Genomic DNA, 12,714 nt, shown 5'->3' on the forward strand with positions numbered 1-12,714 from the left:
GACGCGTTCGGGTGGCGGTTCACCGACTACGGGACGGCCTACGCCGGCATCCAGGGTTCGAGGCCCGGGTCCGAGGTGGGCGGTCTGCGCCTGGAGCGTCGAAGAACAACGTGATCTACGAGATCACCAACGAGCCCAACGGGGTGAGATGGCGCGCTTGACCAGTGACCCGGTCGACGTGCGCGGTGTCGCGGTTCGGGCGGTCCTGTTCAGGGGCACGCGCGACCTGCTGCCGATCTATGCGCTCTACGGTGTGCTCTTCGCCGATCACGGCCTGAGCACCGCGCAGATCTCGCTGCTGCTCGCCCTCTGGTCGATCACCGCCTTCCTGCTGGAGGTGCCGTCGGGCGCCTGGGCCGACACCGTCTCGCGCCGGGCGTTGCTGGTGCTGAGCTGCCTGCTGCAGGCGGCCTGTTTCGCGCTCTGGATGCTGGCCCCGTCGTTCCTCGGTTTCGCGCTGGGCTTCGTGATCTGGGGTGTCGCGTCGTCGCTGGAATCGGGCACCTTCGAGGCGCTGATCTACGACGACCTGGTCGCCCGTGGGGAGCCGTCGGCCTACGCCAGGATCATGGGCTGGGCGCGTGGCGCCCAGGAGACCACGGTGCTGGCGGCGATCCTGGTTGCCGCCCCGCTCTTCGCGCTCGGCGGCTATCCGCTGGTCGGCTGGGTCAGTGTCGGTATCGCCCTGCTGCACACCCTGACCGCGGTGGCATTGCCGAGCCCGCCGGTCGCCATCTCCGCCACCGCCGTCGACGACCTCGACGACGAGCCACCGGCTGCGGGCCCGCACCGGGTCCCCGGCGCGGCTCCCGGGCACCCACGCCCGGCGAGCACCGCCGAAACGGCCCGCGTCGACGACCTGGCGCCCAGCGTCCGCACGGGCGACCGGGTCGCGCCCGCCCAGGACATCGCGGTTCGGTCGACGACGCCGACCGGCCTCGCGCGCTACCTGGACATGCTGCGCACCGGCACCGCCGAGGCGTTCCGGGTGCGCCGGGTGCGCCGTGGCGTGCTGCTGGGCGCCCTGCTGTACGGCGTCACCGCCTTCGACGAGTACTTCGGTCTGCTCGCGGTGTCCGGTGGCTCGTCGACCAGCATGTCCGCGCTGCTGGTCGGCGTGACAGTGGTCGGTTCGCTCGCCGGTTCGCTGCTGGCTGGCCGGACCGAGGTCGTCTCGGCGCGCTGGCTGGCCGTCGCGTTGTTCGCGGCCGGTCTGCTGTTCATCGCGGGCGCGCTGGCGGTGGGCGCCGCGCCGACCGTCGGCCCGATCCTGCTGTGGGCCGGCTTCGTCGGTATCGGCATCGCCTACGGTGTCGACTTCGCGATCGAGGTGGTGGCCGGGGCCCGGCTGCAGGCCGCCATCGCGGGCCCGGCGCGGGCGACGGTGCTGTCGTTCTCCGGGCTGCTCTCGGAGATCGTCGCGCTGGCGGTGTTCGGTTTCGTCGCCGCGGCCACCCAGTGGCTGACGATGTCGGCCACGATCGCCCTGCTCGGCACGGTCCTGCTCGCGGCCGCGCTGCTCACCCCGAGCTGGCTGCCGCCGCGGGTCTCGGACGACTAGTCACCACCGCAGCATCGGCAGTGGTCGCGTGGGATGGCGCACCGCCTGCCGCAGCGCGCTGCGCACCAGGAAGCCGTGGAATCCCCGATACGGAAACCGCGCGACGACCTGCGCGGCGAACCCCGCGTCGATTCCGCTGCGGAGCACACCGTGGCTGACATCGACGCGATCGGCGACCCGGAACGTCTCGACGAGCGGATCGGTCCTGGCCCGCAGACCGTGATGCTCGAGCACCATCGTCCGCACGAGTTCCGGGTCGGTGATCCCGAACCCGGCCGCGAGCTCGTCGCCGAGCTCGGCCGACGGCGCGAGATAGTCGAAGGTGCCCGCCGTCCAGATCCCCAGATCGTGGACGGCCCAGGCCAGGGCGGCCGCGTCCGGCAGCTCCCCGCCGAGCAGCGCCCGCTGGTAGTTCGCGCAGCGATAGACGTGGTTGCGGTAGGTCTGTTCGTCCGGCCCGAGCGCCGCGCGATGACGTGCCAGTACCTCGTCGATCACCGGGTGTGCCTGCATCGGAACATCGTTCGCCGACATCGTTCTCGCCCCCTGACGCGTGTCCGGACACCACCGGTGAGTCTACTGTCGAAGGGCACAGCGGCACGGTGACGAAAGGACGCGGTGGTCGGGCGCGGCGGTCTCGGACTGATCTTCGGCTTCTGCATCGGCGCCGGCGTCGCCGTGCAGGGGCGGATCAACGGCGCGCTCGGCGCGGAACTGGGTGACGGTGTCGCGGCCGCCACGATCAGCTTCGGCACCGGCCTGCTGGTCCTGCTGATCGCCTTCGCGGGCAGCCCGGCCCTGCGCGCCGGGCTGGGCCGGGTGCGCACCGGCGTCGCGGACGGCACGCTGCGGCCCTGGCAGCTGCTCGGCGGCCTGTGCGGCGCGTTCTTCGTCGCGAGCCAGGGACTGACGATCGCCGCGATCGGTGTCACGGCCTTCACCGTCGCCGCGGTGGCGGGTCAGCTGCTCAGCAGTCTCGTCGTCGATCGGCTCGGCATCGCGCCCGCCGGTCGCACGCCGGTCACCCGATGGCGGGTGGTCGCCGCCGTGCTCGGCATCGCGGGCGTCTTCCTCTCGGCGGGCGGGCACTCCGTCCCCGCCACCGCGGTCACCGGCGTCCCCGACCTCCCGCTCCTGCTCATCGCCCTCCCCGCGCTCGCCGGCGTCGGCCTGGCCTGGCAGCAAGCCGTGAACGGCAGGGTCGGCGCGGTCGGCGGCCCCTTCTCGGCCACCCTGGTCAACTTCGTCGTCGGCCTGGTCGCCCTCTGCGCGTTCGACCTGGTCACCCTGCTCCGCACCGGCCTGCCGACCACCTTCCCCACGGACCCCTGGCTCTACCTCGGCGGCCTGATCGGCGTCGCCTTCATCGCCCTGGCCGCCGTCACCGTCGGCCTGATCGGCGTCCTCCTCCTCGGCCTGACCTCCGTGGCGGGCCAGCTCGTCACCGCCCTCCTGCTCGACACCATCGACGGAAAACTCTCCACCACAGCCGTTCTCAGCTGCGCGATCGTCCTCGCCGCGGTCGCGGTGGCCGCTCGCGCGTCGGCCGCGACCACCCGGCGAGGTGCCTCCTAGCGGCGTCGGCCGATCCGATGGAGCTGCGGTCCGGCTGGCCGGTGGACCGGCTGCTGGCCACCGCCCGGCGGCCGGCACGCGCCGAGGAGATCGCCGCCCGCTACGGCGTCCGGGTGGTGGACAACCTCACCGCCGTCGACGAGGCCGACGTGCTCGCCGTCTCGGTCAAGCCGCAGGACGCCGCCGCCCTGCTGGACGAGATCGGGCCCAAGGTGCCCGCCGACAAGCTGGTCATCTCGCTCTGCGCGGGCCTGCCCAGCAGCTTCTTCAGCCGCCGACTGCCCGAGGGCACCCCGGTGGTCCGGGTGATGACCAACACCCCGGCCCTGGTGGACCAGGCGATGACCGCCATCTCCGCCGGGGCGCACGCCACCGGCACGCACCTGGCGCTGGCCGAGGAGATGTTCAAGCCGCTCGGCGCGACGATCCGGGTCCCCGAGACCCAGCAGGACGCGGTCACCGCGCTCTCCGGCTCCGGCCCGGCGTACTTCTATCTGCTGGTCGAGGCGATGACCGACGCCGGCATCCTGCTCGGCCTGCCCCGGCAGGTGGCGCACGACCTGATCGTGCAGACCGCGATCGGCTCGGCGGTGATGCTGCGCGACTCCGGCGAGCACCCGGTGAAGCTGCGCGAGGCGGTCACCTCGCCCGCCGGCACCACCATCTCCGCCATACGCGAGCTGGAGAACCACGGCGTACGCGCGGCGCTGCTGGCCGCTCTGGAGGCGGCCCGCGACCGGGCCCGCGAGCTGGCCGCCCAGGCCGAGTGAGCGGCGACGCCGGTACGCGCTGACGACGACCCGGTGGCGCGGGTCCCGGCGGGCTCCTGCCGGTGCCGGGCGTGCCGCATACTGTCGCGGTGTTCACACTCGCCCAGGCCCGGCACCTGGTGGCCACCCTGCACCCCCGCATCGACGAGCTGATCCGGGTCCGGGCCGACCTGGCCGAGTTGCAGACCGACCTGGCCACCCACGGGCTGAGCGCGCTCGGCGGCCGACCCGAGGTCAAGGCGCTGGAGGCCCGCCTGCACGCCATCCTCGACGAGCTGCGGCAACCTGGCATCGAGGTCAAGAGCCTGGCACCGATCCTGCTCGACTTCCCCGGCGAACGCGACGGCCGCCAGGTGCTCTGGTGCTGGCTCGAAGGCGACAGCGACGTGCGCTGGTACCACCGCGCCGACTGCGGCTTCGCCGGCCGCCGCCCGCTCTGAGGAGCCGGTGCAGCCGGAGCGACCGATGACGGGAGTTCGCTGATGTTCGCCATCGACCTGACGGAGGACGCGCAGTTGCGTCCGCTCGATCCGTGGCACGCCGAGGAGTTCCTGGCCAACCTGGACCGGGCCCGGGAGCACATCTCACCCTGGGTGGGGCCGTCCTTCGTGGCGACCGACCTGGACGGGGCGCGGCACGTGTTGCAGCGGTACGCGGACCGGTGGGCCCGTGACGGCGGCGGGATCTGGGGCATCTGGCTCGGGGACCGGCTGGTCGGCGGGGTGCTGCTGGTGTCGTTCGACGCGGCGAGCGGGGTCTGCGAGGCGGGCTGCTGGTTGGAACCGGCGGCCGAGGGGCATGGCCTGGTGACCCGCGCGGTCGGACGGATCATCGACTGGGCGCTGGTCGAGCGCGGACTGCACCGGGTCGAGTGGCGCACCAACGCCGGCAACGTCCGCAGCATCGCGGTGGCCCGCCGACTGGGCATGCGGCGCGACGGCGTACTGCGGGAGGTGTTGTCCCGCCCGGGCGGGCGGGTCGACCTGGAGGTCTGGTCGGTGCTAGCGCCGGAGTGGCGCGCCCGCCGCGAGGGCACGGCGGCCGACGACGGATGAACCTGGAGCCGGGACCGTCACCCGTGCCGGCGGCCGACGAGAGCTGACGGGTCAGCCGGCCTCGGCCAGTGCCGCGCGTACCTTGTCGGCGTCGCCGGGGGCCTCCTGCTGCCAGTTGGCCGGGTCGGCGGAATAGACCGTGCCGTAGGCCGGGGTGTCCGGCTGGAACCGCCAGCTCTCGGCGAGGCTGCCGGCATCCACCGCGTCGTAGCCGATGCGGTCGAGGAACGCGGTGACCACGGCCTTGGCCTCGGCGTCGTCACCGGCGATCGGCAGCGCGCTGCGGTCGGCCGCGCCACTCGGTCGGGCCAGGGCGGACAGGTGCCTGAAGTGGATGTTGTTGAACGCCTTCACCACCCGTGCCTCGGGCAGGTGACGTTGCAGCAGCTCGCTGCTGGTGGCGGTGCCCTCGTCCAGCTCGGGGAACCGACCGTCCCGCTGCGGGTAGTAGTTGTTGGTGTCGACGACGACCTTGCCGGCCAGCGGCGCAACCGGCACCGACCGGTACGCCTTGAGCGGGATGGTGACCACCACCAGGTCACCGGCCTCGGCGGCGGCGTCGGCGGTGCCCGCGCTGGCGCCCGAGCCCAACTCGTCGACCAGGTCGGCGAGCGTCTCCGGCCCGCGTGAGTTGCTCACCACCACCTCGTACCCGGCGGCCACCGCCAACCGTGCCACGGTGCTCCCGATGTGCCCGCTCCCGATCAGCCCTACGACCGACACGCCAGATCCTCCCGCCCCACGCCGACCCGTCACGTCCGAACCTACCCCCGCCTCCGGCCACCGGCCCCAGGTTCTCGCCGGATCCGGCCCACCCCGCCGATCATGGACTTGCGGTACGCCCAAACCGGTACTCATGGGGACAGAACCTCTGCCACAACTCCATGATCGCCGCCGCTGAGTGTGACTGTGCGCGTCGCTGGACGACGGTGCGCGTCGCGGCGGGGGCGGCGGTGCGGCTGGCGTCCCGGCTGTGCTTGCCGCCGCGCCCAGCTCAGCGCGGGTATCCGCTCAGTCGAGCGCGCGTACCCGCCCAGCCTGCGCCGCTGCCGCCCGGTGTGCCCAGTGTCCGTACACCCTCCGCGGCTCACCATGATCCGCGCAACTTCACGGATACTGCTGCCTCAGGCGTGCTCGGAGACAGCAATATCGCCGAAGTTGCGCGGATCTTGCCCCGTCCAGGCGCAAGCATCCCGCCCAGACGCCGACCCCCGCGTTGATCAAGAAGTTTGGTCACGGAAGGGGCAGGTCTGAGGGTGCGAACTCCTTGGTCAACTCCGGTGACGCACCCCGTCGGGGGTGGGGGATGTGGGTCAGGGGGTGGGGAGGTTTTTGTCGACTGTGGTGCGCAGGGTGGGGTCGTCGGGGGTGACGGTGGGGGCGAACCGGGCGGCGACGGTGCCGTCCGGGGCGACCAGGAACTTCTCGAAGTTCCAGCGGACGTCGCCGGTGTGGCCGTCGGCGTCGGGGGTCTGCGCCAGAGCGGCGTAGAGCGGGTGGCGGTCTGGGCCGTTGACGTCGACCTTCTCCGTCAGCGGGAAGCTCACCCCGTAGTTGACCTGGCAGAATTCGCTGATCTCGGCGGCGCTGCCCGGTTCCTGGCCGGCGAACTGGTTGCACGGCACACCGAGCACCACCAGGCCCCGGTCGGCGTACTCGTCCTGCAGTGCCTGGAGGCCGGCGTACTGCGGGGTGAGGCCGCAGCGGGACGCGACGTTGACCACCAGCAGCGCCTGGCCACGGTACTGGGAGAGGTCGGCCGGGCCGCCGGTGAGCGCGCCGATCGGGATGTCGAAGACGGTCATGACCGCGAGGCTACCGCCGGCCGGCCTGGTTGCCCGCAGCGCCGCGCGGCGATCTACCGATCGGTAACCACCGGCGGCGGGTGCGGTGTGGCATCCGGGAGACGGATCCGCCGCCGGTGACGGGGCCACGTGGGCCCCACCACCGACGGCGGATCGTCGGGTGCCGAGTCGTCAGGAGGCGGCGGGTTCGAGCGTGCCGGCGTAGTCCGGGTTGGCCTTCAGCCACTCCTCCACGGCCTTCGGCTCGTCGTCCTGGTGCACGTTGAACATCAGGTCTTCCAGCGAGCCGAGCTGCTGGTTGTCCATCTTGAACTTGTTCAGCATCTCGGCGACCTCGGGGAAGTCCGCGCTGAAGCCCTCACGGGCCAGGGTGTTGATCTCCTCGGTTGCGCCGAGGGTGCCCTTCGGGTCCGCCAGGTCCTTCAGCTGGTAGTTCGCGTAGGCCCAGTGCGGGTGCCACAGGGTCACCACGATCGGCTTCTGGGCCTTGATCGCGCCGTCCAGCGCGGCCAGCATGGCCGGGGTCGACGAGGTCTTCAGGCTCAGCTTGCCGGTCAGACCGTACTCCGGGATGACCTTGTCCTGGGTGGCGGCGGTCAGGCCGGCGCCAGCCTCGATGCCGATGATCTCGCCGTTGAAGGTGTCGGCGTTGGCGGCCAGGTCCTCCAGCGAGTTGACGTCGCTGACGTACTCGGGCACGGCGATGCTCAGGCTGGCGTTGTCGTACCAGACGCCGAGCTTCTCGAGCTTGTCGCCGTACTCCTTCATGTAGTCGGCGTGCGTCTGCGGCAGCCAGCTGTCGAGGAAGAGGTCGATGTCGCCGGTCGCCAGACCCTGGTAGACGATTCCGGCCTCGATATTCTTCAGCTCGACCTCGTAGCCCTTCTCCTCCAGCAGGTTCTTCCAGAGGTACGAGGCGGCGATGGCCTCGTCCCAGGACATGTAGCCGATGGTGATCTTCTTGTTGTCACCGCCGGCAGACTCGTCGGAGTTGCCGCAGGCCGCGGCACCGGTCAGCGCCAGGGCGGCGGTGGCCGCCAGCGCGACCCGGCGCACCAGTTTTCTGCTCCACATGTGGAGTTTCCTTCCCTCGTTGCTGTGCACCGGCGGAACTCGCGGTAGCGAGGCAGGGCACCGGCAACGGGACTTCCCTGCGTGGGTCAGGACGGGGGGTCAGGCTCGTTGCATGGCGCGTTGCGCCTTTGCCGAAGCGGTACGTGCGCCGATCGAATCGGTGAGACGGTCGAGCACCACCGCCAGGATCACCACGGCGATGCCGCCCTCGAAGCCCGCGCCGACCTGGGCCCGGAAGAGTGCCGTCGTGATCACCTCACCGAGACCGCCGGCACCGACCATGCCGGCGATGACGACCATCGACAGCGCCAGCATGATGACCTGGTTGACGCCGGTCATGATGGTGGGCAGGGCCAGCGGCAGCTTGGTACGCAGCAGGATCTTCCACGGCGAAGCGCCGAACGCCTCGCCGGCCTCGACGACCTCCCGGTCGACCTGGCGCAGGCCCAACTCGGTCAGGCGTACCCCGGGCGGCATGCTGAACACCACGGTGGCCAGCGCGCCGGGCACTACGCCGACGCCGAAGTAGAAGATGGCCGGGATCAGGTAGACGAACGCGGGCATCGTCTGCATCAGGTCGAGGATCGGCCGGACGACTGCCGAGGCACGGCGGCTCTCCGAAATGAAGATGCCCACGGGTATGGCGAGCAGCAGGGCGAGGCCGCTGGCCACCAGGACCAGCGCCAGCGTACTCATGGTCTGGTCCCAGATCGGCATCCCGGCCACCATGCCGAGTCCGAGCAAGGTGCCCAGGCCGAACTTCCAGCTTCGCAGCCACCAGCCGAGGCCGGCGAAGATCAATACCATGACGATCGCCGGGGGTGCGGTCAGCAGGTCCACCAGCGGCTCGACCAGCGCGTCGACGGTGGCGGCGATGCCGTCGAAGACGGCGGACAGATGCTCTCTCGACCAGTCGACGGCGGTCTTGAACGCGTCGCCGATCCGGATGTACGGAAGCATGTCGTCGAGGCTGTCGGCGCGGTTCATGCGGGCTCTCCCGTGAGGCGGACCGACGGCTCGGCAACCACCTGCACCGGTACCTGCGGTGCGGTGCCGGCTCCGGTCGGCGTGTCGGCCGTATCGCCGGTCTGCACCGCGTCGGCGGTCGGCGTCGTACCGGCGGGCTCCGGCGTGGCGGTGTGCGCGCTGGCCTCAGCGCTGATGCTGCCCAGGGCGCTCAGCAGCGTGACCCGCGGAATCACGCCGGCGAGCCGCCCGTTCGCGTCGACCACGGCGACCGGTGCCGGGCTCTGGGCGCAGGGCGCGAAGATGTCGGCCACCGGCGTCGTGTCGTCGACCATTCGGGCGTGCTCGGTCGACACGACCTCCTGGAGGTTCGTCAGTCCGTTCCGGACTGCCCGGGTGGCGTCGTCGGCGGTCACGGTGCCCAGGTACCGCTTGTCGCGGCCGGTGATGTAGACGGCTGACGTCTGGGTCTCGCGCAGTACGCGGGCGGCCACCCGCGGGCCGGAGTTCACGTCCACGACGCCGAGCGGCCGCTCCATGACCGCTGCCGCGGTGAGGATCCTGGTCCGGTCGACGTCGGCGACGAACTGGGCGACGTAGTCGTTGGACGGGTCGGTGAGGATCTCCTCGGCGGTGCCGATCTGGACGATCCGGCCGGCACGCATGACCGCGATCCGGTCGCCGAGGCGCATCGCCTCGTTGAGGTCGTGCGTGATGAACACGATCGTCTTGCCGAGCTCGGCCTGTAGTTCGAGGAGCTGGTCCTGCACCTCGCGGCGGATGAGCGGATCGAGCGCGGAGAAGGCCTCGTCCATGAGCATGATGTCGGTGCCGGCGGCGAGCGCGCGGGCCAGACCGACCCGCTGGCGCATGCCGCCGGACAGTTCCTGCGGCAGCTTGTCCGCCCACTTGTCCAGGCCGACCATCCGGAGCGCCTGCAGCGCCTTCTCCCGGCGCTCGGCGCGGGGCATGCCCGCGACCTCAAGCGCGTAGCCGGCGTTGTTCAGCACCGACCGGTGCGGCTGGAGCGCGAAGTGCTGGAAGACCATGCTGATCTTCTCGCGGCGCAGCTTGCGCAGTGCGGCGGGCTTGAGCGTGGTGATGTCGACCCCGTCGACCTCCACCGTGCCGTGCGTGGGGGGCAGCAGTCCGTTGAGCATCCGGATCAGGGTGGACTTCCCCGAGCCGGACAGGCCCATGACCACGAAGATCTCGCCGCGTTTGACCTCGAAGTTCGCGTCGACGACCGCAGCGGTGACCGGTAGCCCTGCCAGCTCCTCGTCCCGGTCTGCGCTGTTCCTGAGGATTGCCATCGCCTTGTCGGCGCGGTTCCCGTAGACCTTGTACAGGGAGTTCACTCTGAGTGCGGACACGGTCTCCATTCCAAGGGCTTATGGTACGACGTCATTCTCGGGCGACGTACGCGCATCTATCGATAATCTGTCGTTCCGTGGGCCGGCCGGAGGCGGGACAGTTCCGGGTGAGCGAGACAAGACCCTACCCGACAGGTTTCCGTGGACGAAAATCTCGTTGCGATCCCGGGCCGGAAGCGCAGCGATTGGAATACGTTGCGGCGTCGGCCATTGCGGACAGTGTGGATGGCAGAAGTGCAGTTCTGGGATGGAGGATCGAGTAACCGGCGGGTACCTCCGATGGTGGATTTTATCGGGCAAAATGGTTTATATCGAACGCTTCGGCGCTCACGTTTCGTGGCCTTGGCGTCCCGATGACTTCTGCTTGTCCGCGTGGCTCCACGCGCCCTGCGGATCCGGCCGTGCCACATTCTCCGTCGACCGGATTCGCTGCGTCATTGCACACGGTGAATTCGACCGATGTGGATATTCATGGATTCGACATGGAACCTTCGTGAAACCGAGACAGAATCTCCATGGGATCTATACGGTTCCGGCGGGCCCCGAATTCCTGCGGTGGGCCGCAGGGGCGGCGATCGACAGATGTCGACCGACATTGGTCGAGGCTCCGGCAGGGGGCTCGATGTCGCCGTCGATCCGACCGTCACGCACGGGGGTGTCGGACGCGGTGCTCGCGTGAGGTGATGTGCCTGATTGCGCCCCGGGGGTGGGCGGTCCGGCCGGGCGTGCGGGTGTGCTGCCGGGTGGTGGGGTGCTGGTTCCGCTGCTCGGAGGCGGTGTGCTCCGGGGTGGAGCAGGTCCCGATCACGCCGGGATCGATACATGGACATCTTGACGAAGTGGTGTCGTGTGAGTAGCGTCTCCTCATCCTTTTGGAAAGTTTCCTAACTGTTTGGAGACGCCACATGAAGAGATCGCTCCGCCGGGCCCTCTGGGTCGGCGCCGTGGTCGCGGTGACCGTCGCCACGGTCCCGATGGCCTCGGCGTTCGGCGCCGGAAGCGTGACCACCTCGTTCAGCCGGGTGTCGGACTGGGGGACCGGTCACGAGACGCGGGTCACCGTCACCAACGGCTCGACCGCCACCGTCAGCACCTGGCGCATCGAGTTCGAGCTGCCCTCGGGCACCAGCATCAGCAGCTCCTGGGACGCCGACGTCACCCGTAACGGCAACCGCTACGTGGCCGTCAAGAAGAGCTGGGCCGGTGGGCTGGCCCCGGGCGCCTCCTTCAGCTGGGGCTACAACGGCACCGGTGCGTACCGCGCGCCGTTGAACTGCACGGTCAACGGCGTGGCCTGCGGCGGTGGCACCCCGCCGCCCACCACGACGCCGCCCACCACCACCCCACCGACCACCGCTCCGCCCACGACTCCGCCGCCCACCACCCCGCCCCCGACCACGCCGCCGCCGAGCGGCCAGAAGGTGGTCGGCTACTTCACCCAGTGGGGCGTCTACGGCCGCAACTACCACGTCAAGAACATCCACACCAGCGGCTCGGCGTCGAAGCTGACCCACATCCTGTACGCGTTCGCCAACACCACCGGCGGCCGGTGCACCATCGGTGACAGCTACGCCGACTACGAGAAGGCGTACACCGCGGCGGAGAGCGTCGACGGCGTCGCCGACACCTGGGACCAGCCGCTGCGGGGCAACTTCAACCAACTGCGCAAGCTCAAGAAGATGTACCCGCACATCAAGGTGATCTTCTCGGTCGGCGGCTGGACCTGGTCCGGCGGCTTCACCCAGGCCGCGCAGAACCCGACCGCCTTCGCGGAGAGCTGCTACAGCATGGTCGAGGACCCGCGCTGGGCGGACGTCTTCGACGGCATCGACATCGACTGGGAGTACCCCAACGCCTGCGGCCTGACCTGTGACGCCAGCGGCCCGAACGCGTTCAAGAACGTGATCAGCGCGCTGCGTACCCGGTTCGGCTCGTCGGCGCTGGTGACCGCCGCGATCACCGCGGACGGCAGCAACGGCGGCAAGATCGACGCGACCGACTACGCCGGTGCCGCGACCCACCTCAACTGGATCATGCCGATGACGTACGACTACTTCGGTGCCTTCAACGCGCAGGGCCCGACGGCGCCGCACTCGCCGCTCTACTCGTACACCGGCATCCCGCAGCAGGGCTTCTGGTCGGACGCGGCCATCCAGAAGCTCAAGAGCAAGGGCATCCCCTCCAACAAGCTGCTGCTCGGCGTCGGCTTCTACGGCCGAGGCTGGACCGGCGTGACCCAGACGACGCCCGGCGGCACCGCGACCGGGCCCGCCCCCGGCACCTACGAGCAGGGCATCGAGGACTACAAGGTGCTCAAGAACACCTGCCCGGCCACCGGCACCATCGGCGGCACCGCGTACGCCAAGTGCGGCAGCAACTGGTGGAGCTACGACACCCCGTCCACCATCGGCGGCAAGATGACGTACGCGAAGAACCAGGGCCTCGGTGGCGCGTTCTTCTGGGAGCTCTCCGGAGACACCAGCAACGGTGAGCTGATCGGCGCCATCAAGGGCGGTCTCGGCTGAGCCGAAGGCC

The 12,714-nt window shown here is 70.3% G+C and carries 12 protein-coding genes and 1 pseudogene; 7 read left to right on the forward strand and 6 right to left on the reverse strand.

Translation table 11 applies throughout. The features are described from left to right. Together ACWDVW_RS26925 and ACWDVW_RS26930 are read left to right on the forward strand one after the other, a co-directional pair. Window positions 1-90: pseudogene (locus tag ACWDVW_RS26925) on the forward strand (VOC family protein); the annotation flags it as partial. A gap of 67 nt (window positions 91-157) precedes the next feature. Next, a complete protein-coding gene (locus ACWDVW_RS26930) occupies window positions 158-1,561 on the forward strand; it encodes an MFS transporter (RefSeq protein WP_449954121.1) in 1,404 nt (467 codons plus the stop codon). Here the strand turns inward: ACWDVW_RS26930 and ACWDVW_RS26935 are convergent, their stop codons facing one another. Beyond that, window positions 1,562-2,095 carry a hypothetical protein gene (locus ACWDVW_RS26935; RefSeq protein WP_449954123.1) on the reverse strand — a complete coding sequence of 178 codons (534 nt, stop codon included), beginning with the start codon at window positions 2,093-2,095 and terminating at the stop codon, window positions 1,562-1,564. A gap of 84 nt (window positions 2,096-2,179) precedes the next feature. On the opposite strand from ACWDVW_RS26935, the gene ACWDVW_RS26940 reads away from it, so the two are divergent. The 4 genes from ACWDVW_RS26940 (at window position 2,180) to ACWDVW_RS26955 (ending at window position 4,961) form a co-directional block, all read left to right on the forward strand. After that, entirely contained in the window at window positions 2,180-3,136 is a 957-nt protein-coding gene (locus tag ACWDVW_RS26940) for a DMT family transporter (RefSeq protein ID WP_355283698.1), read from the forward strand. Window positions 3,137-3,153: 17 nt separating this feature from the next. Further along, entirely contained in the window at window positions 3,154-3,906 is a 753-nt protein-coding gene (gene proC, locus ACWDVW_RS26945) for a pyrroline-5-carboxylate reductase (protein ID WP_449954125.1), read from the forward strand. Between the two features lie 89 nt (window positions 3,907-3,995). Continuing rightward, window positions 3,996-4,346, forward strand: coding sequence for a DUF2203 domain-containing protein (locus ACWDVW_RS26950; protein ID WP_350696298.1), 351 nt, complete (start codon window positions 3,996-3,998; stop codon window positions 4,344-4,346). Between the two features lie 42 nt (window positions 4,347-4,388). After that, entirely contained in the window at window positions 4,389-4,961 is a 573-nt protein-coding gene (locus ACWDVW_RS26955) for a GNAT family N-acetyltransferase (protein ID WP_449954128.1), read from the forward strand. 51 nt (window positions 4,962-5,012) lie between these two features. On the opposite strand, the gene ACWDVW_RS26960 is transcribed toward ACWDVW_RS26955, so the two are convergent. From ACWDVW_RS26960 to ACWDVW_RS26980, 5 genes are all read right to left on the reverse strand, one after another. Then, window positions 5,013-5,684: an NADPH-dependent F420 reductase gene (locus ACWDVW_RS26960; RefSeq protein ID WP_449954130.1), complete on the reverse strand. Its 672-nt coding sequence runs from the start codon at window positions 5,682-5,684 to the stop codon at window positions 5,013-5,015. 590 nt (window positions 5,685-6,274) lie between these two features. Further along, window positions 6,275-6,766, reverse strand: coding sequence for a glutathione peroxidase (locus ACWDVW_RS26965; RefSeq protein ID WP_449954132.1), 492 nt, complete (start codon window positions 6,764-6,766; stop codon window positions 6,275-6,277). Window positions 6,767-6,937: 171 nt separating this feature from the next. After that, window positions 6,938-7,840 carry a glycine betaine ABC transporter substrate-binding protein gene (locus ACWDVW_RS26970; protein WP_449954135.1) on the reverse strand — a complete coding sequence of 301 codons (903 nt, stop codon included), beginning with the start codon at window positions 7,838-7,840 and terminating at the stop codon, window positions 6,938-6,940. 99 nt (window positions 7,841-7,939) lie between these two features. Continuing rightward, window positions 7,940-8,827 (reverse strand): ABC transporter permease, encoded by an 888-nt coding sequence (locus ACWDVW_RS26975; protein WP_449954137.1) that lies wholly within the window; start codon window positions 8,825-8,827, stop codon window positions 7,940-7,942. Beyond that, window positions 8,824-10,188: a quaternary amine ABC transporter ATP-binding protein gene (locus ACWDVW_RS26980; RefSeq protein WP_449954140.1), complete on the reverse strand. Its 1,365-nt coding sequence runs from the start codon at window positions 10,186-10,188 to the stop codon at window positions 8,824-8,826. The genes ACWDVW_RS26975 and ACWDVW_RS26980 overlap by 4 nt, the downstream gene beginning before the upstream one ends. An 896-nt stretch (window positions 10,189-11,084) precedes the next feature. Between ACWDVW_RS26980 and ACWDVW_RS26985 the strand changes: the two genes are divergently transcribed. Next, window positions 11,085-12,704, forward strand: coding sequence for a glycosyl hydrolase family 18 protein (locus tag ACWDVW_RS26985; protein WP_449954142.1), 1,620 nt, complete (start codon window positions 11,085-11,087; stop codon window positions 12,702-12,704). The last annotated feature ends 10 nt before the right edge of the window (window positions 12,705-12,714 follow it).

It is taken from the genome of Micromonospora sp. NPDC003241 (assembly GCF_053589795.1).

Excerpts from the sequence above, each read along its gene's own strand:
- proC (WP_449954125.1), top strand. The coding sequence starts at position 3,154 with ATGGAGCTGCGGTCCGGCTGGCCGGTGGACCGGCTGCTGGCCACCGCC.
- ACWDVW_RS26980 (WP_449954140.1), bottom strand. The coding sequence starts at position 10,188 with ATGGAGACCGTGTCCGCACTCAGAGTGAACTCCCTGTACAAGGTCTAC.
- ACWDVW_RS26970 (WP_449954135.1), bottom strand. The coding sequence starts at position 7,840 with ATGTGGAGCAGAAAACTGGTGCGCCGGGTCGCGCTGGCGGCCACCGCC.
- ACWDVW_RS26955 (WP_449954128.1), top strand. The coding sequence starts at position 4,389 with ATGTTCGCCATCGACCTGACGGAGGACGCGCAGTTGCGTCCGCTCGAT.
- ACWDVW_RS26935 (WP_449954123.1), bottom strand. The coding sequence starts at position 2,095 with ATGTCGGCGAACGATGTTCCGATGCAGGCACACCCGGTGATCGACGAG.
- ACWDVW_RS26965 (WP_449954132.1), bottom strand. The coding sequence starts at position 6,766 with ATGACCGTCTTCGACATCCCGATCGGCGCGCTCACCGGCGGCCCGGCC.
- ACWDVW_RS26985 (WP_449954142.1), top strand. The coding sequence starts at position 11,085 with ATGAAGAGATCGCTCCGCCGGGCCCTCTGGGTCGGCGCCGTGGTCGCG.
- ACWDVW_RS26975 (WP_449954137.1), bottom strand. The coding sequence starts at position 8,827 with ATGAACCGCGCCGACAGCCTCGACGACATGCTTCCGTACATCCGGATC.